Genomic DNA, 23,374 nt, shown 5'->3' with positions numbered 1-23,374 from the left:
GATATTGAGCGAGAGGGGACGGGATGTCCGCGAGAGAATCCGGCGTGCACATCGACCGCGTCCGAAAGCGATTCGGATCGCGGCCGGTGCTGACGGATGCCGAGATCCACATCGAGCCGGGGCAGGTGACGGCCCTGCTCGGGCCCAACGGCGCGGGCAAGACGACCTTCGTCGCCATTGCGACCGGCCGTTTGCGCCCCGACGCCGGTGGGGTGTCGGTGGCGGGCCTGTCGCCCGATGCGCCCGGCTTCGCGGCGCTCGTCGGATGCGCCCCGCAGGACACGGGGGTCTATCCCACCCTCACCCTGCGGGAGAACCTCGCCGGATTCGGTGCGCTGTACGGTGTGCGCGGCGGCGCATCGCGTGTGCGGGTCGACGAGCTGATCTCGGCCCTCGACCTCGATGCGGTCGCGGATCGCCGCGCAGACCGCCTGAGCGGGGGACAGCGTCGGCGGCTTCACACGGCCATGGCCCTGGTGCACCGACCGGCCGCCCTCTTCCTCGATGAGCCGACCGTCGCCGCCGATGTCAGCTCTCGCGCTCGCATCGTCGACCTCGTGCGGTCGCTCGCTGATGACGGCGCGGCCGTCCTGTACACGACGCATCACCTCGATGAGGTTGAGCGTCTCGGAGCGGACGTCGCGTTCCTCCGAGGCGGACGGATCCGCGACCTCGGGACGGTCGATGCGGTCATCGCCCGCTGGGGCTCAGCCCGGGTCGCGCTCCGCACGGTCGGCGGCGAGGCGTATCAGGTGTCTCCGCCGTGGCGACGGACGGGTGAGTGGCTCGTGGGTGTGGCCGACGGCACTGATCCAGGCCGGCTGCTCGCTCGAGGCATCGACGAGGTGACCGCGAACGGCGGGCGAGTCGTCGAGGTCGACATCCGGCGATCATCGCTCGAGACCGCCTACCTGCGCCTGCTGGACGGCGCCGACACGGCAAGCGAGGGGGCAGACGGTGTTGCGGCGTAGCCTTGCTGTCGCGGCGATCGATGCCCGCATCCTGCGGCGCGATCCCGCCCCGATCCTGGTGATGATCGTGATCCCGCTGCTGTTCGTACCGTTCCTGTTGCCGGGAGCGAGCGCTCAGCTCGCGGCGACCGGCCATGCCGGTGCGTCCGGCGCTCAGTACGCCGTGCCCGGACTCGCGGTGCTGTTCGCCATGCTCTGCGTCCAGCAGATCGTCGTGGCGTTCCACCGCGACATGCAGTCGGGAACGTGGGAACGATTGCGGATCTCGCCGGCGGGCCTCCCCTCGCTCCTGGCGGGGAAGGCGCTCGCCGCCTTCGTCGCCCAGCTGCTCCAACTCGGTGTCGTGCTCGGCGGGGGCGTCGTCCTCTTCGGGTACCGTCCCGCCGGCTCCTGGATGGGGATCGCCGTCGTCGGCTTCGCGTTCTCGCTCGTCATGGTCGCCTTCGGTGTGCTGGTGGTGGGCGCCTTCGCGACTCAGGACCAGGCGCTCGCCGTCTGCAGCATCGTGGCGATGCTCATGGCCGGACTCGGCGGGGCATTCGGACCGGTCGCCGCGCTACCCGAGGCGCTGCGGGCCGTGGCGCCGGTGTCACCCGCCTTCTGGGCGCTCGACGCGCTGAGCGCATTGAGTCTCGACGGGGCCGGACTGCACGACATCCTCGCCTCCGTGGCCGTTCTGTTCGCCTTCGCCGGCGCCTTCGCGGTCGGCGCCGTGGTCGCGTTCTCGCGGCGCGGACGGTGGTCGTGATGTCTCCTCGCCCGGCACGTTTCACGCGCGAGCAGGCCGTCGCGGCGGCGGCGGACATCATCGACCAGGGCGGGGTCGAGGCCTTGACCATGCGACGGCTCAGCTCCGCGCTGGGAGTCGATCCGATGGCGCTCTACCGGCACTTCGCCGACAAGGGTGACGTCGTGGATGCCGTGGCCGACAGGTTCTGGGTGGGCTGCGAGCTGCCCGACCTCGAGGATGCCGGGGACTGGCGGGCATACGCGGCCGATGTCATGCGCGGCATCCGGTTCGGGCTCTCGCGGCATCCCCACCTCATCCCGGTGGTCGCGACCCGGCCCATCTCCTCACCCGGCGCCCTGCGGTGGGCCGACGACGCCCTCGGCCGCATCATCGCTGCCGGCGCCCCCGTCGCCGCGGGCCTCGGCGACCTCGTGAACACGCTCGTCATGCTCACGGTCGCGTCCGCCCTGGGGGAGTACACACCCCCCGCGGGACGCGACACGGCGCCGTCTGCCGGGGCGGGTCGCCGTCTCGCCGAGGAATCCCGTCCGGCCGAGTCCGTGCCGACCCCGCATCTCGAGATGCTCGCGCGGGCCGGATGGAGTCCCGATCCCGCGCGTCAGTTCGACGTCGCCCTCGGAGTCGTCCTCGCCGGTTGGTCATGGGACTGAGGATGCGGCCGCCACGAACCGGCGAGCTGCGTCGCCGTGCTCTCCCGACCCGCATCGCCGCGCTGCGTCGAGCGCCGCTGGCCTCGGCCGCCCTGCTGATCCTCACCGCCCTGACGGCAGCGAGCGCGAGCGCCGGCGCAGTCACCTGGGCAGCGGTCGCGGGAGGCGCCGAACGTCTCTTCGCCGCCTCCGAAGCCCCGGACTGGGTGCAGATGCACGCCGGGCCCGTCGACTCCGCTGAGATCGCGGCGTTCGCCGCATCGCGGCCCGAGGTCCGTGATCATCAGGTCGCCACCGTGCTCCGACTCGAGAACGCGGGGTTGGTGCTCGATGGTCGAAGCGACGCCGCACGCACCGGTGTGATGGAGATCCTCCTCGTGACCCAGAGCGAGCGGTTCGACATCCTCCTCGGCAGCGACGACGTCGCGCCGGCGCTGGGGCGGGGCGAGATCGCGGTGCCTGTCTTCTACATGCGCGAGTACGACCTCGAACCGGGGGACACCATCAGCGTCGCGGTCGGCGGATCGACCCGTAGCTTCGTGATCGCCGATCGCCTCCGGGACGCCCAGATGAATCCGGGCATCGTCAACTCCAAACGCTTCCTGCTGCACGACGCCGACTGGGCGGAGCTCGCCGCTGTGTTGCCGCAGCAGAGCATCGTCACCTTCCAGACCGACGGCGATGCGGTCGCGCTCGCCGACGCCTACCGCGCGGCGGGCCTGCCGGCGGACGGCCCCGCGGTCGACGGCGCGCTTCTGCGTCTGATCGGCTCGATCACAGACGGCGTCGTCGCGGCGTGCCTTCTGCTCGTCGCCCTGGTCGTCTTCGCGGTGAGTGCCCTGTGCCTCCGGCTGGTCATCCTCACCACCCTCGAGAACGAGCGTTCGCGCATCGTGCTGCTGCGCATGCTCGGGTTCTCGTCCGCCCGTGTCGTCGGCGAGTACCTGGTGCGGTACGCCGTCGTCGCGGCCGTGGGGGTCGGTCTCGGCATGGGAGCGGCCGTTCCACTGACGGCTGTTCTGACGGCGGGTGTGGTGGCCGACACCGGGGGCGCGCCCGGCACGATGGCGGCGGCCGTGGCCGTCGGCGCCGGCGCGACGGTCCTGGTCGCCACGATCTGCTCGGCCGCGCTCGTCCTGCGCCGGGTCAGACGACTGAGCCCGGTGGCGGCGACGCAGCGCTCCGGCGCGCCACCGGCGACCTGGCTGCCCGCTTCGGCCCTCGTACCCGTGCCTCTGTGGCTGGGCATCCGGTCGAGGCTCACGCGCCCCGCGGGCACCGTTCTCCTGCTCGGCATTGTCGTGATCGCGATGGTCATCGCGGTCGTCCCGTTGCGCCTCGCCCAGACGGTCGCGTCGCCCGACTTCGTCGCCACGATGGGCATCGGTCAGAGCGATGTGCGTGTCTTCGTTCCGGCCACCGCTCCCAGCGGCACAGCGGCGGCGGTGCTCGACGACCTGCGAGACGCCCCCCACGTCGTGCGGTCGGCGATGTCGACGAGTCGGCGGGTGGCGGTCGCGGCCGCCGGGTACGAGGCCGACCTCGTGATCGAGACGGTCGACGCATCCGTCCCGTCGCCGATGTACAGCTCCGGGCACGAGCCGGGCCGCGACGACGAGGTCGCACTGTCGCTCCTCGCGGCGCAGACGTGGGGCGTGGGTATCGGCGACACGGTGCGACTCGGCGGCGACGAGGGGCCCCGGAGCGATGTCGAGATCACGGGCCTCTACCAGGACATCACCAACGGCGGGCGCTCGGCCCGGACACTGCGCGGGGCGGTGCCGGGGCCCGTCGCCTGGCAGACGGTCACCGCAGACGTCGCGCCGGGGAGCGACGTCCAGCGCGTGGTCTCGGATCTCGAGGCGCGCCATCCGACGGCGACGGTCACGAGCGTCGGCCGGTTCGTCGAGCAGACGCTCGGTGGCACGATCGAAACCCTGCGGGCGTCCGCGATCGGAGCAGCCTCTTTCGCCGCGGGCGTGCTGATACTGGTTGTCCTGCTGCTCACCCGGCTCGAGTCGGTGCGAGACCGGCGCGGGCTCCGCGCTCTGCGCACGATCGGCTTCACCGCGGGTTCCGTGCGCGCGACGGTCGCGCTGCGCGCGGTCATCGTCGCCGCCTTCGCTGCACCCCTGGGCGTCGTCGCCGCCGAAGCCCTCGCGCCGGCGGCTCTCGGCGCGATCCTCTCGGCGCTGGGCGGGGGAGCGGTCGCGCTCCCCTCCGATGCTCTGCCTGCTGCGGTGACCGTGGCGATCGCCGTCGTGGCGGTGGCAGCATCCAGCGCCGTGTCCGCGTCGATCCCCTCTCCCGTGACGACCGCGTTCCGACGGAAGGACGTCTCATGACCACTTCCCTGATCACGGCTCGCGGGATCACACGCGCCTACCGGTCGCCCGCGGGCGCGCAGACGGTCGTGCTCGATGATGTCGATCTCGAGATCGAGGCCGGGTCGTTCACCTGTCTCACCGGTCCGAGTGGTTCGGGCAAGTCGACGCTCCTGCACTGCCTGAGCGGACTCGACCGGCCCGACCGTGGTCGGGTTCGCTTCGACGGGGTGGACCTGGGCGAGCTCGATGACCGTCGAGCATCGCGGCTCCGGCGGGAGCGGATGGGCTTCGTCTTCCAGCACGCCGACTTCCTCGACGAGCTGTCGGTGGGGGAGAACGTGCTTCTCCCCGTCCTGGCGCGTCGAGGGGCTGCAGCGCGCGGAACTCGACGGTGGGTCGACGCGCTGTTCGAGCGACTGGGAGTGGGCCACGTGCGCGACAGCCGACCTGCGGCGCTATCGGGCGGCGAACGTCAACGTGCAGGCATCTGCCGAGCGTTGGTGAACCGGCCCGACGTGGTCTTCGCGGATGAGCCGACCGGCGCTCTCCACCGCGATGCCGCGGATGCGGTGGTCGAGCTGTTCGCGGAACTGCACAGGGGAGGGACCACGGTCGTCCTGGTCACGCACGACCCCGTCGTCGCCGAGAGGGCCGGGACGCGTCATCACCTTCTCGACGGGCGACTCGACGCGGTTCGATGACGCCCGGGAACGCGGAAGGGGCCGGCCCGATCGGGCCGACCCCTTCACTGCGTCGAACGCTCAGAGAGCGCGGATGTTCGTCGCCTGCAGGCCCTTCTGGCCCTGCTCCACGTCGAACTCGACCTTCTGGTTCTCGAACAGGTTGCGGTGTCCAGTGCCGGAGATGGCGCTGAAGTGCGCGAACACGTCCGCGGTGCCGTCGTCCGGAGCGATGAAGCCGAACCCCTTCTCCGAGTTGAACCATTTGACGGTGCCAGTGGCCATGTCGTCATTTTCCTTCTGTGTTCTGGGACCACCGCTGTGATGATCCGGATGCCGCTGCGGCTGAGCCGCTGCGGAGTGTGTGGGGGCGAGCAGACACTCGCCGGTGGTGGTGACCGGACCAGATAGGTGCGGTCACGGGGCCGAGAGCATGGCCCGGGTGCGTGAGATCGACGGCGGAATGAAACGAAGTGCACGTCGGAGTGAACCGACGGAGAGGCGCGCCGTGACGCACCGACTCTCGAATGCTACGCGATTTCCGGCGGCTGTGGGGCGATCCGTCGCGCAATGTCGTCGAATGACGCAATCCGACTCACTCCTGGTGCGCTCCGGGACCGCTCGCGAAGCGCGCGTCGAAAGCCGCGAGGATCCGAGCGCACGCGGCGACGTCCTCCGGCGTGCCGGCGAGTTCGAACTCGAACACGACCGGCCGTCCCGATACGCGCCCGAGCTCGCGTGCCGCCGCCTGGTAGTGGTCGCCGAAGTTGCGATTGCCCGAGCCGATGATCCCGACGAGGCGCCGGCGATTCACGGGTGAACGCAGGAACGCGCGAACCGTGGCCGGCAGTGTCGCGTGCGCGTCGTTGCCGGCCTTGTACGAGGGGGTGAGCAGAATCCACGGGCCGGGCGCCTCACTCGATCGCACCGCCCGATCGGACAGATCGCGCAACGGGCGGCCGTCCGTGGCGTGCAGGTGCTGCGCGAAGCGGCGGATCAGGTTCGAGCTCGAAGAGTGGAAGTAGACCGGGAGGTGCGGCACGGGCCCAGTCTGCTCCGCGCCCGGGCACGCCGAGCAGGCGGGAAGCGTGAGAACTCATCGTCTCGATTTGTTCCGGCCGTGGCTCGGGTGTGGTCAGACCACATAGGTCACACTGAGGACACGGGGTCGAGGTCCCTCCATCCCGGATTCGGACACAGACGCGGACACCTTCCGCGCCGGGAAGGCTCATGATGTCCATCGCCGTCGACGCCCTCGTCACCCGGGCACAGCGTGCCCTCGACGAGTACGCGCATTTCACCCAGGAACAGATCGATCACATCGTCCGCAAGGCGTCGGTCGCGGCGCTGCACCACCACGGCGACCTCGCCGTCATGGCGGTCGAGGAGACCGGGCGCGGCCTGTTCGAGGACAAGGCCGTGAAGAACATGTTCGCCTGCGAACACGTCACGCACTCGATCATCGACCAGAAGACCGTCGGCGTCATCGCGCACGACGAGCTCACGGGGATCACCGAGATCGCGGATCCCGTCGGGGTGATCTGCGCGCTGACGCCGGTGACCAACCCGACCTCGACCGCGATCTTCAAGTCGCTCATCGCCCTCAAGACCCGCAATCCGATCGTTTTCGGATTCCATCCGTCCGCTCAGCGCTGCTCGTCTGAAGCCGCCCGCATCGTCCGAGACGCCGCGGTGGCCGCCGGGGCGCCCGCCGACTGCATCCAGTGGATCGACGAACCCTCGATGGAGGCATCCGGCGAGCTCATGAACCACCCGGGCGTCGCTCTCATCCTCGCCACCGGCGGCAACGCCATGGTGCGTGCCGCGTACTCGTGCGGAAAGCCGGCGCTCGGCGTCGGCGCCGGCAACGTGCCCGCGTTCATCGAGCGCACCGCCGACGTCGGCCGGGCCGTCAACGACATCGTGCTGTCGAAGTCGTTCGACATGGGCATGGTCTGCGCCAGCGAGCAGGCGGTCATCCTCGACGAGCCCGTCGCCGACGAGGCGCTGGCGGAGTTCGCCCGCCTGCACGCGTACCGGGTGAGCGCCGCAGAGAAGGCGATGCTCGAGGAGTTCATCTTCGGCGTCACCGCCGACAGCGCGAACTGCGGCGAGGCGAAGCTCAACGCGCGCGTGGTGGGCCAGTCGCCGGTCTGGATCGCCGAACAGGCGGGCTTCGCGGTGCCTGCGGACACCTCGATCCTCCTCGCCGATGTCGCGGGAGTCGGTCCGCACGAACCGTTGACCCGTGAGAAGCTCGCCCCGGTCCTGGCGGTGCTGCGCGCCGCGACCCCCGAGGAGGGCATCGAGCTCGCGCGGCAGATGGTGGCCTTCGACGGACTCGGCCACTCCGGCGCCATCCACTCGAACGACGCCGAGGTCGTCGCTCGTTTCGCCGAGGTCGTCAAAGCGGTCCGCATCATCGAGAACTCGCCGTCCGCCCTGGGCGGCATCGGCGACATCTACAACGCCTTCCTGCCCTCGCTGACCCTCGGGTGCGGTTCGTACGGGCACAACTCCGTATCCAACAACGTCTCGGCGGTGAACCTCGTGAACGTCAAGCGCGTCGGTCGGCGCAACAACAACCTGCAATGGTTCAAGATCCCGGCGAAGACGTACTTCGAGCCGCACGCGATCCGGTATCTCGCCGACATGAGAGGCGTCGAGCGCGTCAGCATCATCACCGACGAGACGATGACCTCGCTCGGCTACGTGGACCGCATCACCGATGTCCTGAACCGTCGCGAGAACCGTGTGCAGGTGCAGCTGCTGAACCAGGTGCGTCCCGAGCCGAAGGTGTCGGAGGTCGTCGCGGGCGCCGAACAGCTGCGCCAGTTCCAGCCCGACACGATCATCGCGCTCGGCGGCGGCTCACCTATGGATGCCGCCAAGGTCATGTGGCTGCTGTACGAGAACCCCGAGATCGAGTTTTCCGACATGCGCGAGAAGTTCTTCGATGTCCGCAAGCGCGCCTTCACCTTTCCCGAGATGGGCAAGAAGGCCAAGCTCGTCTGCGTTCCCACCACATCGGGCACCGGCTCGGAGATGACTCCGTTCGCCGTGATCACCGACGACGTCACGGGGATGAAGTACCCGCTGGCCGATTACGCGCTGACGCCGTCCGTCGCCATCATCGATCCCGAGCTGACGCGCGTGCTGCCCGGATTCCTCGTGGCCGACGCCGGCTTCGACGCGCTGACCCACGCAACCGAGGCCTACGTGTCGGTGTACGCGAACGACTACACCGACGGGCTGTGCCTCCACGCGATCAAGCTGATCTTCGAGAACATCGAACGCAGCACGAACGCCCGGCCGGGTTCGACCGACGGCGCCGACCGGAAGGCTCGCGAGAAGATGCACAACGCCGCATCCATCTCGGGAATGGCCTTCGGCAACGCGTTCCTGGGGATCGTGCACGCGATGGCCCATGTGACGGGCGCGACGTACAAGCTGGTGCACGGGCGGACCAACGCCGTCTACCTGCCCCACGTCATCCGCTACAACGGCACGGTCCCGACGAAGCTCACGAGCTGGCCCAAGTACGAGCGCTACATCGCGCCCGAACGGTTCCAGCAGATCGCGCAGCACCTCGGGCTCCCCGCCGCGACGCCGGAAGAAGGGGTCGAGAGCTACGCGCGTGCCGTGGAGGAGCTGCGCGACCGCGTCGGCATCGAGCGGTCGTTCCAGGCGCAGGGGGTCGACGAGGCCCGCTTCCTGGACAACCTGCACAGCCTCGCGATGGCCGCGTACGAGGACCAATGCGCGCCGGCGAACCCCCGGATGCCGATGATCGACGACATGAAGACGCTCATGGAGGCCGCGTACTACGGCACCTCGTTCGCCGAGGTGCGCGCCACCCGCGCCGCGGCCGTCGTCGCCGCCGACGCCCTCACGGTGACACCCACGGGCACGGACGCGCCGGTAGCGCCGGGCAAGAAGAGCGCCGGCAAGGCTAAGGCGGCGCACGGCGGCTGACGACGAGCCAGGGAGCGCAGGGCCGGGCCGAGAGGTCCGGCCCTGCGCCTACGCTGTAGCCATGCAGCAGCGCAGCCTCGCTTCGACCTCCCGTTCCGTGTCGGCCATCGGCCTGGGCACCTGGCAGCTCGGCGCGGATTGGGGCGAGGTCGACGACGACCAGGCTCTGGCCGTCCTGGCCGCGTCGGCCGACGCCGGCGTCACGCTCTTCGACACCGCCGACGTCTACGGCGATGGACGCAGCGAGAGCACCATCGGCCGGTTCCTCGCCGCTCGTCCCGGGCATGGGATCACCGTGGCCACCAAGATGGGCCGGCGTGAGGCGCAGCTGCCCGAGAACTACACGCGCGAGAACTTCCGTGCCTGGACCGATCGGTCGCGCCGCAACCTGGGTGTCGACACCCTCGACCTCGTGCAGCTGCACTGCCCGCCCTCAGCCGTCATCGAATCCGACGAGACGTACGACGCGCTCGACGAGCTCGTTGCCGACGGGGCGATCGCGGCCTACGGAGTCTCGGTCGAGACCACCGCGCAGGCGCTCGCGGCGATCGCGCGGCCGAACGTCTCGAACGTCCAGATCATCGTCAATCCCTTCCGGCTGAAGCCGCTCGACGAGGTGCTCCCGGCGGCTGAAGCGGCCGGCGTCGCGATCTTCGCGCGCGTCCCCCTGGCGTCGGGCCTGCTGAGCGGTCGTTACACCGAGAAGACCGAGTTCGCAGCTGACGACCACCGTTCCTACAACCGCAACGGCGAGGCCTTCGACCGCGGCGAGACCTTCTCCGGCGTGGACTTCGAGACCGGCCTGGCGGCCGCGCGCAGGCTCGCGGCCGCTCTTCCCGAGGGCGTCACCCTGCCGGCGGCGACGCTGGCGTGGATCGCCTCGCGGCCGGGCGTCACGAGCGTCATCCCGGGAGCCCGCACGACCGAGCAGGCACGAGCCAACGCTGCTGCGGGGGACCTCCTCGACGACGGCGCCGATCTGACGGCTTTCGCCGACGCGGTCGTCGACGTCTACGACGAGCTGCTGCGGGCCGACATCCACCCCCAGTGGTGACCGGCGTCCCTCTCTTGCATTGCGGCCGCGCGCGGCCGAGCATGGGCGTATGACCCGACGACCGCATCCCGCAGCCTTCGTGGCCGTGGTCGCGGTCGGGGCCCTCGCGGTGTCGGCCTTCTGGGCGCTCGCCCCGCTTCGCGACCTGGCGGCCCTCCGTGGCTCGGACACCCCGGCCGCCGTCGTCTCGGACGCGACGCCGTCGACGCCGTCCGCGGAGCGAGCGGCGGATGCCGCGCCGGCGCCCTATGCCCGCAACGACAACGCGTACGACATCTCGACGCTCCCGTTGATCGACGTGCGTTCGGTGAACTCGGCGGTGCCCGTCGACGACGATCCGATGGGGTCGGTCACTTCGGTGCTCGCGCGACCGCTGGGCGCGGGGGCGCCGGTGTTCGCCGACCCCACGGCGCAGCCCGTCGGTCAGCTCCCGCGCGACCACCACTACGGCGGCACAACAGTGCCCGTCGTGCAAGCGCAGGCCGACTGGGTGAAGGTGCTCCTGCCCGGGCGGCAGGGCGTGCCTCCCGAGGGGAACGGCGGCCAGACCGTGGGGTGGCTGCGCGCCGCCGACGTCGAGCTGACCACGACCGCGCAGTACGTCGAGGTGCATCTCGCGGCGAACACGATCGACATCGTCAGCGCGGCCGGACGTGAACGCGTGTCTGACCAGTTCGCGTGGGGAAAGCCGTCGACGCCGACTCCGACCGGACGGACCTTCGTCATGTGGACCACGGTCGTCCCGGAATTCCGGTACACCCAGGGGCATCCGATGGTCTACCTGGGGGTGCAGTCACCCGTGATGGCGGGGTTCGACGAGGGAGACGTGGCCGTGACGGCCTTCCACTACTACCGGATGCGCGAGGGCGCCACCTCGTTCGGCTGCATCTACCTCGACGGGCCCGCGGTCGACCGCCTCGCCCAGCTGCCGCCCGGGACCCCGGTCATGATCCAGCCGTAGCCGTGGCGCGCCTGTGGACGCCCGCGACACCGTGCGCGCGAGACGGCCTACGCTGATCGCGTGAAGATGGAGTTCGACGCGGAGGTCTTCCGCTGGGAGGCCCGCACCCAGGCGTGGTACTTCGCGGCCGTGCCCGACGAGCCCAGTGCCGATATCCGCGAGATCCCGCGGATGCCACGGGGGTTCGGATCCGTACGGGTGCGCGCGACGATCGGCGGGTCGACGTGGCAGACGTCGATCTTCCCGGATGCCGCGCGCGGCGGTTTTGTCCTGCCGCTGAAGCAGGCGATCCGTCGCGCCGAGTCCATCGGATCCGACGACATCGTCCGGGTGATGCTCGAGGTCCTCGACGCGTGACCCCGCTGTCGTCGGCGATGATCGTGCTGGTGGCTGTCTGCGCAGCGCTGAGCATCGCGCTCACGGTCGTCGATATCGCGACGCATCGGCTGCCGAACCGGCTCGTCATCGCATTGGCCGGCGCGGCTGCGGGCATCGCGGTGCTCTCCGCCATCGAACGGGGTTCGATCCGGCCGATCGTCGAAGCGGTCGTCGCGGGGGCGGTGCTGTTCGTCCTGTACTACCTCCTGCATCTCAGCGGTGGCGGGATGGGCGGGGGAGACGTCAAGCTCGCAGCCGCGATCGGGCTCTTCTTGGGGCCGCTCGGCTGGCGGGCACCGCTTCTCGCGACCGCGCTGGGGTTCGTGACGGGCGGAATCGTCGCCGTCGTCGTGATTCTCGCCCGGCGCGGCGGTCGGCGTACACGGATCCCGTTCGGGCCCTTCATGCTCCTCGGTGCGTGGGCGGTGGCCGGGGGCGTCTGGGCCGGGACATGAGGCCTGTCAAGGGCACGGGGGCCGGGGCGAGCGCCGCGCTATCGTGGCGGCATGGCCGAGTCCACCTTCGTCTCCCGCTCGATCGCGTGGGCGCTGCAGCGCAAACCGGTGCGCGCGTTCCTGCTGTACAGCGAGCACCGTGGACCGGTTCTCGCCGACAGCGTCACGTACCGCACCCTGTTCAGCGTCTTCGCCGGTGTCCTTCTGGGGTTCTCGGTCGCGGCGCTCTGGCTCGCCGGCGATCCCGTCGCTTGGCAGACCCTCATCGACGCCGTCAATCGGGTCATCCCCGGACTCGTTGGAGAGGACGGTCTCATCAAGCTCGACGACATCCAGGCGCCCGCCGGGCTCACCATCGCGGGCATCATCGCGACCGTCGGTCTCGTCGGCGCTGCGATCGGCGCGATCGGATCGCTCCGCACCGCCATGCGTGCCATCGCCGACCAGACGACCGACGATGTGCTGTTCGTCTGGGTGATGCTCCGCAACCTCGCTCTCGCGATCGGCATCGGCGGCGCCCTCATCGCCGCCGCGGGCGTCACGTTCCTCGGGACGGCCGGGGTCGGACTGCTCGCCGATCTCCTCGGCTTCGCCGATGACAACCCGCTCGTGCAGTTCGGCGGCTGGGCCGTGTCGTTGGTGGTGGTGTTCGCTCTCGACGCCGTCGTCGTGGCGGTTCTGTTCCGAGTCCTATCCGGCGTGAAGGTGCGCAAGCACGCGCTCTGGAGCGGCGCACTCCTCGGTGCCGCCGGGCTGACGGTGCTGCAGCAGCTGTCGGGACTGTTCGTCGGCGGAGCGACCTCGAACCCGCTGCTGGCGTCATTCGCCTCGCTCATCGCGCTGCTGCTGTGGCTCAACCTGTCGTCGCAGGTCATCCTCATCGCCACGGCGTACATCGTCACGGGTGTGCGCGAAGAGGAGGACCGCGTCCGGTCGCGCTTCGGTGCCACGACGTTCCTGCAGCGTCGCGTGCAGCGTGCCGAGGATGCCGTCTCCGCCGCCGCCCGCGAGCTCGACAAGGCCCGCGAGCTCGAGGCCGAGGAGCGCGCGAAAGCGGGCGCCTGATCTACCGCGCGTAGCGCTCGACGAACGCGCTGAGGATCGAACCCGTGTGCGTGACCGGGCTGCGGCGCACCGCGGAGAGCGTCAGGTCGAGCTCGTCGGGAGCGAAGTATCCGTAGCCGGCGTAGGCGTGGATGCGGGTCGTGATGCCCTCGAGGTCGAGCTCGGGGTGGAACTGCGTCGCGTAGACGTTCTCGCCCACCCGGAACATCTGTACCGGGCATCCGGCCGAGGAAGCGAGCAGCACGGCGCGTGAGGGGAGCGCCGAGATCGCTTCCTTGTGTCCGACGAACGCGGGGAACGTCGGCGGCATCCCGGCCAGGAGCGGATCGCGCCGCCCGGCGTCCGTCAGCTCGACGTCGACGACGCTGATCGGCTCGCCGAACCGGCGGTCGATCGTGGCACCGAGGAACGCACCCACGGTGCCGATGCCGTAGCAGGCGCCGAGGAACGGGCTGTCGTGCGCGATGACCCGTGCCAGCAGGTTCGAGAACTCCGCCTCGACGCGGCGCTGCACGAGGGATTTCTGCTCCCACGGATCGGACGCGTTGAACGGGCCGCCGCCGACGAAGATGCCCGAGATGTCGTCGAGGTCGATCTCCGGCATCGGGCCCGCCTCGAGGCGCACGCGGCGGAGCGATGCAGGCTCGAGCCCCGTGTGACGGAGGAAGAGCTCGTACTCCTCATCGGCGGGGACGTCCTCGGCGCGGGTCGCGAGCAGCACGAACGGTTTCACGCCCGGGGGTGCTTTCGTAGTCGCCGAGCACGCATGGCGCAAGCGTATCGGCCGGGTCGGCCCGCGAGGGTATCGTCGGGAGCCAGGAGGTCAGAACATGGCTATTGCACGACTGCACGGTGGTCCCCTCGACGGGCAGACCCTTCCGCTGGACGACGACGCGTCAGACCGGCTCATCCTTCCCTACAGCGAGACCCAGGTGGTCTACGAGCGCGCCGGCCAGCCCGAGAACACGGGCGAGGGTGACGGCCCGACGTCGTCGGAGTTCCACTTCGTCGAAGCCGAGGGCGACATCGACCCCTCGACCGATGAGCGCGACGACCGCGTCACCAGTGACGACTGAGCCGCGCAGCTCGCTCGAGGTCGAGCGCAAATACGACGTCGGGGACGACACGGCCGTTCCCGACTGGTCGACGCTTCCGGGGGTCGCGACGGTAGGCGAGGCCGAGCCCCGCGCGCTCGACGCGCGCTATCTCGACACCGCCGACGGTCGGCTCGCCGCTGCGTTGACAGCGCTCCGACGGCGCACGGGCGGACCCGACGCCGGCTGGCACGTGAAGCGCTCGACGCCGGAAGGCAAGCTCGAGACGCACTGGCCCCTCGACGACGCCGACGAATCGGCTCCGCTCGAGGTGCCCGAGGCGATCGTCGCCGAGCTGGCCGAAGTGGCGCAGCCGCCGTTCGAGGTCATCGCGCGCATCCGCAACTCGCGCACCGCGTTCGCGTTGCTCGATGCCGAGGGTGACATGGTCGCGGAGTTCGTCGACGACCGGGTGACGGCGACCGATGAGCGATCCGGGCGGGTCAGCTCCTGGCGCGAGTGGGAGCTCGAGCTCGGGCCCGCAGCACCGCGCAGCGCGGAGGGCGTCGCATCGCTCTTCGCCGCGGCCGATGAGCTGGTCGCCTCGGCCGGGGGAGCGCCCGCGGCATCCGAATCCAAGCTCGGACGCGCTCTCGGGCGCTAAGCCTCCCGGGTTCTCACCGACACGCAAAGACGAACGCACCGCCGGCCGGAGCCGAGCGGTGCGTTCGTCTTTGCGTGACGCGAGCGTCAGAGGTTGATCATGTGCCCCGCGAGACCGTGGAAGGCCTCCTGCAGGCCCTCCGAGAGCGTGGGGTGCGTGTGGACGTTGCGCGCTGCCTCGAGCGCGGTGAGGTCCCACTTCTGCGCCAGGGTGAGCTCGGGCAGAAGCTCCGACACGTCGGGGCCGATCAGGTGGCCGCCCAGGAGCTCGAGGTGCTCGGCATCTGCGATGAGCTTGACGAAGCCGACGGGCTCGCCCAGACCGTTGGCCTTGCCGTTGGCCGAGAACGGGAACTTCGCGACCTTGACGTCGTAGCCGGCGTCGCGCGCCTGCTGCTCGGTGAGACCGAACGACGCGACCTGCGGCGAGCAGAACGTCGCGCGCGGCATGTTGCGGTAGTCGCCGAGCGTCTGCGTCTCGGCTCCACCGATGGTCTCGGCCGCCACGACGCCCTGCGCCTCGGCGACATGCGCGAGCTGCAGCTTCGCGGTGACATCACCGATCGCGTAGATGCCCTCGACGTTGGTGCGCATGTAGTCGTCGATGTCGATCGCGCCGCGCTCGGTGAGCTTGACACCGGTGTTCTCGAGACCGAAGCCCTCGACACGGGGAGCGAAGCCGATCGACATGAGCACCTTGTCGGCCTCGATCTGACCCTTCGCGCCGTCGGCGTTGGCCGAGTACGAGACCGTGACCTTGTCGCCCGAGTCGACGATCTGCTCGACCTTGGTCGAGGTGAGGATGTCGATGCCGTACTTCTTGTACTGCTTCTGGATCTCCTTCGAGACCTCGACGTCCTCGTTGGGGAGAGCGCGGTCGAGGAACTCGATGATCGTGACCTTCACGCCGTAGTTCGACATGACGAACGCGAACTCCATGCCGATCGCGCCGGCGCCGACGATGACGATCGAGTTCGGCAGGTCGCGCGTGAGGATCTGCTCCTCGTAGGTCACGACGTTGTCGCTCAGCTGCACGCCGGGGAGCAGGCGCACCGTCGAGCCCGTGGCGATGATGACGTTGTCGAACGTCACCGTCTCCTGCGAGCCGTCGGCCTTGGTCACCTGGATCGACTTCGCGTCGAGGAACGACCCGCGGCCCTCGTACTCGGTGACCTTGTTCTTCTTCATCAGGAAGTGGATGCCCTTGACGTGCGTCTCGGCCACCTTGCGGCTGCGGTCGAACGCGGTGCCGAAGTCGAAGTTCACATCTCCGCTGATGCCGAAGAGATCGGCCTTGTGCTTGAAGGTGTGGGCGAGGTCGGCGTTCTTCAGCAGAGCCTTGGAGGGGATGCAGCCGACGTTGAGGCAGACGCCTCCCCAGTACTTCTCTTCGATGATCGCGACGGACTGTCCGAGCTGCGCAGCGCGGACAGCTGCGACATACCCGCCGGGGCCCGCGCCGAGGATGACGACGTTGTAGTGAGGCATGGTCCCAGCCTAGTCCTCGGTGCGCCGCCGAGACGCCGCGATCAGGGCGACGACGAGGGCGATGACACCGGCGACCGCGACGATCGACACGACGATCCAGAACACCGCCGGCAGGCCTTCGGCGGGTGCGGCCTCGGCGGTTCCATCGGTCGACGCCGTGGGCGCCGCAGCGGGGTCGCCGGCGACGAACGAGAACTCTCCGGAGACCGGATGACCGTCGCTCGAGACGACGCGCCAGCGCACCGTGATGGGCCCCTGACTGTCTCCGCTGAGGGCCTGCGTCGCCGTCGTCCCGTCGAGCGTCGGCGCGCCCTCGGCGAGCTCCGTGCCGGCCGCATCGGTCACCGAGATCGCATTGACGCCGTCCTCGTCGATGAGTACGCCGCTGAAGGTGAGGGTCAGTTCGTCGGGCAGCGCGGCGACGGTCGAATCCGCGGCAGGGTCGGAGGCGAGCAATTCGTCGTGTGCCAGAGCGGGCGAAGCGGGCGAAGCCGCAGCGAGGCCGAGCACGAGGCCGAGACCCACGAGCAGGCGCGTGCGAAGCGAAGGAGTGCGTGCAGACATCGTGCCGAGCCTAATCCTCGGCTATATGAACGGGGTGAGAGGGCCCGGTATTCGCGTTCGCGACTCGTCGCCGATCCGTTAGGCTGGCCCGGAAGAGGAGGACACTGTGGACGAAAAGGATCGAGACGTCGACGACATCCGACGCGGACCCGACCGCGCGCCGCACAGCGGTTCCTCGGACACGACGCAGACGTTCGGGCACGACCTGGACCTGTCGTTCGTGCCGTTCGGGGCTGACCTCACCGCTGTGGAGCGCGACGCGATCCAGGCGTTGCCCGAGCGGGCGGCCCTGCTTCTGGTGCGTTCGGGCCCGACCGCGGGCGCGCGGTATCTGCTCGACACCGACGTGACGACCGTCGGCCGCCACCCCGAGGCCGACATCTTCTTCGATGACGTCACCGTCTCGCGTCGGCACGCCGAGATCACCCGCACGGGGTCGGCTTTCGAGATCGTGGACCAGCGCTCGCTCAACGGCACCTATGTCAACGGCGAGCGTGTGGACCGTGCCGTGCTCTCCGACGGGGCTGAACTGCGCGTCGGCAAGTTCCGCCTGAACTTCTTCGTCTCACCGCTCGATCGCGCTCCGGCGACCGGCGCGTGAGCGCGGCTCCCGCTGCCCGCGGCCGGTCCACGGCGGCGGGTCACCTGAGCATCGGTCAGGTCCTCGCCCGGCTCAGCCCGGAGTTCCCGGCGCTGAGTTCGAGCAAGCTGCGGTACCTCGAAGATCAGGGAATCGTGACCCCCACCCGCACCGGGTCGGGGTATCGGAAGTTCTCACCCGCCGATGTCGAACGTCTGCGCACCGCGTTGACACTCCAGCGCGACCACTACATGCCGCTGGCCCGCATTCGGGAGTACCTCGATGACCCGGGGGCGGAGGGTCCTCCTCCTGCGTTGCCGGCATCCATCGTTCAGCATCGGCGCTACCGGCGCGACGAGCTGATCGACCAGGCCGAGGCCACCCCGGCGTTGCTCGGCGACGCCGTCTCTGCCGGGCTGCTGCCTGCCGCTGACACCTACGACGAGCGCGCGCTGGTTCTGTTGCGCACGCTCGTGGCGCTCGATCGCCACGGGATCGGGCCGCGCCACCTCCGCACTGTCCGACAGGCGGCAGAACGCGACGTGGCGCTCGTCGAGACGGCCCTCGCGCCGCTGCTGCGCCGCACCGATTCATCGGCTCGTGGGCGTGCGCACGAACTCGCCCCCGAGCTGTTGCGTCGGCTCGACGATGTCCGTTCCGCGTTCGTCCAGACCGCGATCGACCGACTGGTCCGGTGAGCACCGCGCGACACGCCGCGGGCTCTGACCGGATGTCGTTGCCGCGGCGGCATCCCTCATCTAGCGTGGAAGAAACCCGACCGTCCGGCAGGAGGACCAGATGACCGCGCATGATTCGCTCGGCGAGATGCGGTTCACGACCGACCTCCTCTTCACCGACGGTCTTCCCGAGATGGACGACGAAGCCGGATATCGCGGGGCGCAGGCCGCCCGTGCCGCCGGCATCACCTACCGCCAGCTCGACTACTGGGCCCGGACCGAACTCGTCGTCCCGACCGTGCGCGGGGCCAGTGGCTCGGGATCGCAGCGGCTCTACGGCTTCCGCGACATCCTCGTCCTCAAGCTCGTGAAGCGGCTGCTCGACACCGGCATCTCGCTGCAGCAGATCCGCGTCGCCGTCGACCAGCTTCGCGCCGCGGGCATCCGCGACCTCGCCGGGACGACGCTGATGAGCGACGGCGCCTCGGTGTACCTCTGCACGTCGAACGACGAGGTCATCGACCTCGTCAGCCGTGGGCAGGGCGTGTTCGGCATCGCGGTCGGCAAGGTGCTGCGCGAGGTCGAGTCGACGCTCGTCGAGTTCGACCCGCAGGCTCCGGACCCCGTCGACGAGCTCGCGACGCGTCGCGCTGCGCGCAGCGCCTGAGACCTCCCCGTACACAGAACCCCGGCGCACCTTGGGTGCAGCCGGGGTTTCGTTCGTGTGGGTCCGGGCGGCTCAGCTCGGTGTGACCGTGGGGGCCTCGCCCGCGACGGCGATACGGCCCGTCCGGAGCACGCGGTCGAGCAGCGCGTCGAAATCGGACGCGAGCTCCTGCGCGGAGTCTCCCGGCCAGATGTGCAGCGGCTTCGCCGCGCCTTGAGCCTGCTGCAGCGAGGTGCGCTCGGGCAGCTGGGGTGAGAGCACCAGGGGGCCGAACATGTCGCGCAGTTCTTTGATGCGGAACTGGTGCTCGATCGACTGCGGGCGAACACGGTTCACCACGATCCCGAGAGGCTGGAGGCGCGGGGAGAGACCGCGTCGGATCTCTTCGATCGCGCGCAGCGCTCGGTCGGCCGCGGCGACGGAGAACAGACCGGGCTCGGTCACGACGATGACGCGGTCGCTCGCTGCCCACGCCGTGCGGGTGAGGGCGTTGAGAGAGGGGGCGCAGTCGATGAGGACGAGGTCGTAATCGGCCTCGATGGTGGCCAGCGCCTCTTCGAGCTTCCAGACATCCCGCACGCTGGGGTGCGGTCCGTCGAAGTTGATGGCCGACGGGCTGCCGATCAGAACGTCGATGGTGCCGGGATGCACCTTCGCCCACCCGCTCGAGGTGATGGCCTGACGGACCACCTTCTCCTTCGGGTTGGCGAGGACATCGGCGACGTTGAGACGGCCGGCGACCTGGATGTCCATCCCCGTCGACACGTCGGACTGCGGATCGAGATCGACGACCAACGTCCGGACACCGCGGGCGAACGCGGCGGATGCGAGCCCCAAGGTGACCGTGGTCTTGCCGACCCCGCCCTTGAGCGAGCTGACGGAAAGTACGTGCACGAGGCTCTACGTTACCGTCCCCTAGGCTGTGAGGGTATTCGAGCCCCCGCGCGGCGCCGTCGCCGTGCGACTCAGCCCAGCGAGGTGAGCATGTTCCGCAAGATCCTTGTCGCGAATCGCGGTGAGATAGCCATCCGCGCCTTCCGCGCCGCTTTCGAGCTGGGGGCGCGTACCGTCGCCGTCTATCCGCACGAGGACCGATACTCGCTTCACCGGCTGAAGGCCGACGAAGCCTACGAGATCGGCGTCAAGGGTCATCCCGTACGGGCCTACCTCGACGTCGACGAGATCATCAGGGTCGCGCGTGAGAGCGGAGCCGACGCGATCTACCCGGGCTACGGGTTCCTGTCCGAGAACCCCGAGCTCGCCGCACGCGCCGCCGACGCGGGCATCGCCTTCATCGGTCCGTCCGCACGCGTGCTCGAGATGGCGGGCAACAAGGTCACCGCCAAGAGCCATGCGGTCGCCGCCGGCGTTCCGGTGCTGCGATCGACGGAGGCCTCCGATGACATCGATGTCCTGGTCTCGCAGGCCGGTGACATCGGCTACCCGATCTTCGTCAAGGCCGTCGCCGGCGGTGGGGGTCGGGGAATGCGGCGCGTCGCCACTCCCGACGAGCTCGCCCCAGCCCTGTCCGAGGCCATGCGCGAGGCCGGCAGCGCGTTCGGCGACGCCCGGGTGTTCTTGGAGCAGGCCGTCCGCCGTCCGCGTCACGTTGAGGTCCAGGTGCTCGCCGATGCCACGGGGGAGACCGTGCACCTGTTCGAGCGCGACTGCTCGGTGCAGCGTCGTCACCAGAAGGTCATCGAGATCGCGCCGGCCCCCAACCTCGACGACGAGACGCGTTCCGCCCTCCACCGGCACGCGATCGCCTTCGCGACCTCGATCGGCTACGTGAACGCCGGGACCGTCGAGTTCCTGCTCGAGACCGACGGGCCCCGCGCGGGCGAGATCGTGTTCATCGAGATGAACCCTCGTATCCAGGTGGAGCACACCGTCACCGAGGAGGTGACCGACGTCGACCTCGTGCAGTCGCAGATGCGGATCGCGGCGGGGGAGACCCTGGCGCAGCTCGGCCTCACTCAAGACAGCATCCAGCTGCGCGGCGCCGCCCTGCAGTGCCGCATCACCACCGAGGACCCCGCACAGGGGTTCCGCCCCGACACGGGAAAGATCACCACGTACCGGTCGCCGGGCGGAGCCGGCATCCGTCTCGACGGCGGCACGACCGCCGCCGGCTCTCAGGTGAGCCCGCACTTCGACTCGATGCTCGCCAAGCTCACCTGCCGAGGCAGGGACTTCGGCGCGGCGGTCGTGCGCTCGCGCCGTGCCCTCGCCGAGTTCCGCATCCGCGGCGTCTCGACCAACATCCCGTTCCTGCAGCAGGTGCTCGATGACCCCTCCTTCGCCCGCGGCGACCTGAGCACGTCGTTCATCGACGAGCGCCCCGAACTGCTCGAGGGGCGCACGTCGAAGGATCGCGGGTCGAAGATCCTCGGATGGCTCGCAGACACCACGGTCAACCGTCCGCACGGTTCTGCCCCGACGAGCGTCGAGCCGCGGAGCAAGCTTCCGCGACTCGACCTGACCGCGCCGCCGCAGGCCGGCTCGCGCCAGCGGCTGCTCGAACTCGGTCCGACGGGGTTCGCAGAGGCGCTGCGCCGCCAGACGCCGCTCGCCGTCACCGAGACGACCTTCCGAGACGCGCACCAGTCGCTCCTGGCGACCCGGGTGCGCACGAAGGACCTCGTGGCGGTCGCACCCGCCGTCGCCCGTCTCACCCCGCAGCTCCTCTCGGTCGAGGCGTGGGGTGGCGCGACCTACGACGTCGCGCTGCGCTTCCTCGGAGAAGACCCGTGGGAGCGGCTCGACAAGCTGCGTGCAGCCTTGCCCAACGTGGCACTGCAGATGCTGCTGCGCGGTCGCAACACCGTGGGGTACACGCCCTACCCGACCGCGGTCACGCAAGCCTTCGTCCGTGAGGCCGCAGACGCCGGCGTCGACATCTTCCGGATCTTCGACGCGCTGAACGACGTCGCGCAGATGCGTCCGGCGATCGACGCCGTGCTCGCGACCGGGACGACGATCGCGGAGGTCGCACTCTGCTACACGGGCGATCTGCTCGACCCGGCCGAAGACCTCTACACGCTCGACTACTACCTGCGTCTCGCCGAGGAGATCGTCGACGCCGGTGCGCACATCCTCGCCATCAAAGACATGGCCGGCTTGCTGCGCCCCGCCGCAGCATCGCGCCTGGTCTCCGCGCTGCGCGAACGCTTCGATCTGCCGGTCCACGTGCACACGCACGACACCGCCGGCGGCCAGCTCGCCACGCTGATGGCCGCGAGCGCCGCGGGAGCGGATGCCGTCGACGCAGCGTCCGCGCCGATGGCCGGCACGACCAGCCAACCGTCGCTGTCGGCTCTCGTGGCCGCGCTCGCGCACACCGAACGCGACACGGGGCTCGACCTGGGTGCCGTCTCGGACCTCGAGCCCTACTGGGAGGCGGTACGACACATGTACCGGCCGTTCGAGTCGGGTCTTCCCGGCCCCACCGGGCGCGTCTACCGTCACGAGATCCCGGGCGGCCAGCTGTCGAACCTTCGCCAGCAGGCCATCGCGCTCGGCCTCGCCGACGACTTCGAGCTCATCGAGGACATGTACGCCGCGGCCAACCAGATCCTCGGCCGGGTTCCGAAGGTCACGCCGTCGTCGAAGGTCGTCGGCGATCTGGCCCTGCATCTCGCAGCCGTCAAGGCGGATCCCGCCGCCTTCGCCGCCGACCCCGGGGCATACGACATCCCGGAGTCCGTCGTCGGCTTCATGGCCGGCGAGCTCGGTGACCTGCCGGGCGGATGGCCCGAACCGTTCCGGTCGAAGGTGCTCGCCGGGCGCACCGTGCGGCCCGCCGCCGCCGAGCTCTCACCGTCGCAGGCCGCGGCCCTCGACGCCGACTCGCCGACACGGCGACGCACGTTGAACTCGCTGCTGTTCCCCACGCCCACGCAGGAGTTCGACCGGGTGCGCGACACCTTCGGAGACCTCAGCGTGCTCGACACCGCGGACTACCTGTACGGTCTCGTGCCCGGCGCCGAACACGTCGTCGAGATCGAGAAGGGCGTGCAGCTGTACGTCGGGCTCGAGGCCATCGGCGAGGCCGACGAGAAGGGGATGCGCACGGTCATGGCGACGTTGAACGGTCAGCTGCGCCCGGTGTTCGTCCGCGACCGCAGCATCAGCGTCGAGGCCCGTCAGGCCGAGAAGGCCGACACGTCGGTTCCCGGCCAGGTCGCCGCCCCGTTCTCGGGTGTCGTCACGCTCAAGGTGGCTGTCGGCGACGCCGTCGAGGCGGGAGAACCCGTCGCCTCGATCGAGGCGATGAAGATGGAGGCGGCGATCACAGCGCCCGTGGCGGGCGTCGTCGAACGGCTCGTGGTCGATCCGACGGCCGCGGTCGAGGCCGGGGACCTTTTGGTCGTCGTCCGGACCGGCGGGTAGCCTAAGGGGTCGGGCGCGAGCTCGAGACCTTGGAGTGGATGC

Annotated in this window: 23 protein-coding genes; 17 read left to right on the top strand and 6 right to left on the bottom strand. The window is 69.9% G+C overall.

Translation table 11 applies throughout. The features are described 5' to 3' along the window. Positions 1 to 23 precede the first annotated feature (23 nt). Genes DEU36_RS03935 through DEU36_RS03915 form a run of 5 tightly spaced genes read left to right on the top strand, consistent with a single transcriptional unit; the run spans position 24 to position 5,400 of the window. Positions 24 to 971, top strand: coding sequence for an ABC transporter ATP-binding protein (locus DEU36_RS03935; protein ID WP_120263009.1), 948 nt, complete (start codon positions 24 to 26; stop codon positions 969 to 971). Next, positions 958 to 1,719, top strand: coding sequence for an ABC transporter permease (locus DEU36_RS03930; protein ID WP_120263008.1), 762 nt, complete (start codon positions 958 to 960; stop codon positions 1,717 to 1,719). Before DEU36_RS03935 ends, DEU36_RS03930 begins: the two co-directional genes overlap by 14 nt. Further along, positions 1,719 to 2,372 carry a TetR/AcrR family transcriptional regulator gene (locus DEU36_RS03925; RefSeq protein WP_147374353.1) on the top strand — a complete coding sequence of 218 codons (654 nt, stop codon included), beginning with the start codon at positions 1,719 to 1,721 and terminating at the stop codon, positions 2,370 to 2,372. The genes DEU36_RS03930 and DEU36_RS03925 overlap by 1 nt, the downstream gene beginning before the upstream one ends. A 2-nt stretch (positions 2,373 to 2,374) precedes the next feature. Continuing rightward, positions 2,375 to 4,717, top strand: coding sequence for an FtsX-like permease family protein (locus DEU36_RS03920; protein WP_183045279.1), 2,343 nt, complete (start codon positions 2,375 to 2,377; stop codon positions 4,715 to 4,717). Then, positions 4,714 to 5,400 carry an ABC transporter ATP-binding protein gene (locus tag DEU36_RS03915; RefSeq protein ID WP_120263005.1) on the top strand — a complete coding sequence of 229 codons (687 nt, stop codon included), beginning with the start codon at positions 4,714 to 4,716 and terminating at the stop codon, positions 5,398 to 5,400. Before DEU36_RS03920 ends, DEU36_RS03915 begins: the two co-directional genes overlap by 4 nt. A gap of 60 nt (positions 5,401 to 5,460) precedes the next feature. Here the strand turns inward: DEU36_RS03915 and DEU36_RS03910 are convergent, their stop codons facing one another. Both DEU36_RS03910 and DEU36_RS03905 read right to left on the bottom strand, forming a co-directional pair. After that, positions 5,461 to 5,664: a cold-shock protein gene (locus DEU36_RS03910; RefSeq protein WP_091499607.1), complete on the bottom strand. Its 204-nt coding sequence runs from the start codon at positions 5,662 to 5,664 to the stop codon at positions 5,461 to 5,463. Positions 5,665 to 5,974: 310 nt separating this feature from the next. Next, on the bottom strand, positions 5,975 to 6,421 hold the full coding sequence (locus DEU36_RS03905; protein ID WP_120263004.1) for a class Ib ribonucleoside-diphosphate reductase assembly flavoprotein NrdI: 447 nt from the start codon (positions 6,419 to 6,421) through the stop codon (positions 5,975 to 5,977). A 191-nt stretch (positions 6,422 to 6,612) separates the two neighbouring features. Between DEU36_RS03905 and adhE the strand changes: the two genes are divergently transcribed. From adhE to DEU36_RS03875, 6 genes are all read left to right on the top strand, one after another. Next, a complete protein-coding gene (gene adhE, locus DEU36_RS03900; RefSeq protein ID WP_120264344.1) occupies positions 6,613 to 9,354 on the top strand; it encodes a bifunctional acetaldehyde-CoA/alcohol dehydrogenase in 2,742 nt (913 codons plus the stop codon). A 61-nt stretch (positions 9,355 to 9,415) separates the two neighbouring features. Continuing rightward, on the top strand, positions 9,416 to 10,408 hold the full coding sequence (locus tag DEU36_RS03895; RefSeq protein WP_120263003.1) for an aldo/keto reductase: 993 nt from the start codon (positions 9,416 to 9,418) through the stop codon (positions 10,406 to 10,408). Positions 10,409 to 10,457: 49 nt separating this feature from the next. Further along, complete coding sequence (locus DEU36_RS03890; protein WP_183045278.1) at positions 10,458 to 11,369, top strand: L,D-transpeptidase; 912 nt, start codon at positions 10,458 to 10,460, stop codon at positions 11,367 to 11,369. Positions 11,370 to 11,435: 66 nt separating this feature from the next. After that, the gene (locus DEU36_RS03885) at positions 11,436 to 11,726 is read left to right on the top strand and encodes a DUF1905 domain-containing protein (protein WP_120263002.1); all 291 of its coding nucleotides are present in this window, start codon (positions 11,436 to 11,438) and stop codon (positions 11,724 to 11,726) included. Next, positions 11,723 to 12,202, top strand: coding sequence for an A24 family peptidase (locus DEU36_RS03880; protein ID WP_120263001.1), 480 nt, complete (start codon positions 11,723 to 11,725; stop codon positions 12,200 to 12,202). The genes DEU36_RS03885 and DEU36_RS03880 overlap by 4 nt, the downstream gene beginning before the upstream one ends. 51 nt (positions 12,203 to 12,253) lie before the next feature. Next, positions 12,254 to 13,267, top strand: coding sequence for a YihY/virulence factor BrkB family protein (locus tag DEU36_RS03875; protein ID WP_120263000.1), 1,014 nt, complete (start codon positions 12,254 to 12,256; stop codon positions 13,265 to 13,267). A gap of 1 nt (position 13,268) precedes the next feature. Here the strand turns inward: DEU36_RS03875 and DEU36_RS03870 are convergent, their stop codons facing one another. After that, on the bottom strand, positions 13,269 to 14,000 hold the full coding sequence (locus DEU36_RS03870; RefSeq protein WP_120262999.1) for a glutamine amidotransferase: 732 nt from the start codon (positions 13,998 to 14,000) through the stop codon (positions 13,269 to 13,271). Between the two features lie 97 nt (positions 14,001 to 14,097). Between DEU36_RS03870 and DEU36_RS03865 the strand changes: the two genes are divergently transcribed. Then, positions 14,098 to 14,343, top strand: a complete 246-nt coding sequence (locus DEU36_RS03865; protein WP_120262998.1) for a response regulator — start codon at positions 14,098 to 14,100, stop codon at positions 14,341 to 14,343. Continuing rightward, positions 14,333 to 14,965 carry a CYTH domain-containing protein gene (locus tag DEU36_RS03860; RefSeq protein ID WP_120262997.1) on the top strand — a complete coding sequence of 211 codons (633 nt, stop codon included), beginning with the start codon at positions 14,333 to 14,335 and terminating at the stop codon, positions 14,963 to 14,965. The genes DEU36_RS03865 and DEU36_RS03860 overlap by 11 nt, the downstream gene beginning before the upstream one ends. A gap of 86 nt (positions 14,966 to 15,051) precedes the next feature. Here DEU36_RS03860 and lpdA read toward each other — a convergent pair whose 3' ends face one another. Together lpdA and DEU36_RS03850 are read right to left on the bottom strand one after the other, a co-directional pair. Further along, positions 15,052 to 16,452, bottom strand: coding sequence for a dihydrolipoyl dehydrogenase (lpdA, locus tag DEU36_RS03855; RefSeq protein ID WP_120262996.1), 1,401 nt, complete (start codon positions 16,450 to 16,452; stop codon positions 15,052 to 15,054). A gap of 9 nt (positions 16,453 to 16,461) precedes the next feature. Next, positions 16,462 to 17,016 carry a copper resistance protein CopC gene (locus DEU36_RS03850; protein ID WP_120262995.1) on the bottom strand — a complete coding sequence of 185 codons (555 nt, stop codon included), beginning with the start codon at positions 17,014 to 17,016 and terminating at the stop codon, positions 16,462 to 16,464. 106 nt (positions 17,017 to 17,122) lie between these two features. On the opposite strand from DEU36_RS03850, the gene DEU36_RS03845 reads away from it, so the two are divergent. The 3 genes from DEU36_RS03845 (at position 17,123) to DEU36_RS03835 (ending at position 18,940) form a co-directional block, all read left to right on the top strand. Then, on the top strand, positions 17,123 to 17,617 hold the full coding sequence (locus tag DEU36_RS03845) for an FHA domain-containing protein (protein ID WP_023951596.1): 495 nt from the start codon (positions 17,123 to 17,125) through the stop codon (positions 17,615 to 17,617). Beyond that, a complete protein-coding gene (locus DEU36_RS03840; RefSeq protein WP_183045276.1) occupies positions 17,614 to 18,294 on the top strand; it encodes a MerR family transcriptional regulator in 681 nt (226 codons plus the stop codon). The genes DEU36_RS03845 and DEU36_RS03840 overlap by 4 nt, the downstream gene beginning before the upstream one ends. A gap of 100 nt (positions 18,295 to 18,394) precedes the next feature. Next, positions 18,395 to 18,940 (top strand): MerR family transcriptional regulator, encoded by a 546-nt coding sequence (locus DEU36_RS03835; protein WP_120262994.1) that lies wholly within the window; start codon positions 18,395 to 18,397, stop codon positions 18,938 to 18,940. 72 nt (positions 18,941 to 19,012) lie between these two features. On the opposite strand, the gene DEU36_RS03830 is transcribed toward DEU36_RS03835, so the two are convergent. Continuing rightward, positions 19,013 to 19,834 carry a ParA family protein gene (locus tag DEU36_RS03830; protein ID WP_120262993.1) on the bottom strand — a complete coding sequence of 274 codons (822 nt, stop codon included), beginning with the start codon at positions 19,832 to 19,834 and terminating at the stop codon, positions 19,013 to 19,015. Between the two features lie 90 nt (positions 19,835 to 19,924). Here DEU36_RS03830 and DEU36_RS03825 point away from each other — a divergent pair, with 90 nt between their 5' ends. Further along, a complete protein-coding gene (locus DEU36_RS03825; protein WP_120262992.1) occupies positions 19,925 to 23,332 on the top strand; it encodes a pyruvate carboxylase in 3,408 nt (1,135 codons plus the stop codon). Positions 23,333 to 23,374 lie beyond the last annotated feature (42 nt).

Origin of the sequence: Microbacterium sp. AG238, assembly GCF_003610405.1 — a bacterium.
GTDB lineage: Bacteria > Actinomycetota > Actinomycetes > Actinomycetales > Microbacteriaceae > Microbacterium.
The sequence above is the reverse complement of the archived record's forward strand: the minus strand, read 5'-3'. Positions and strand labels throughout refer to the sequence as shown.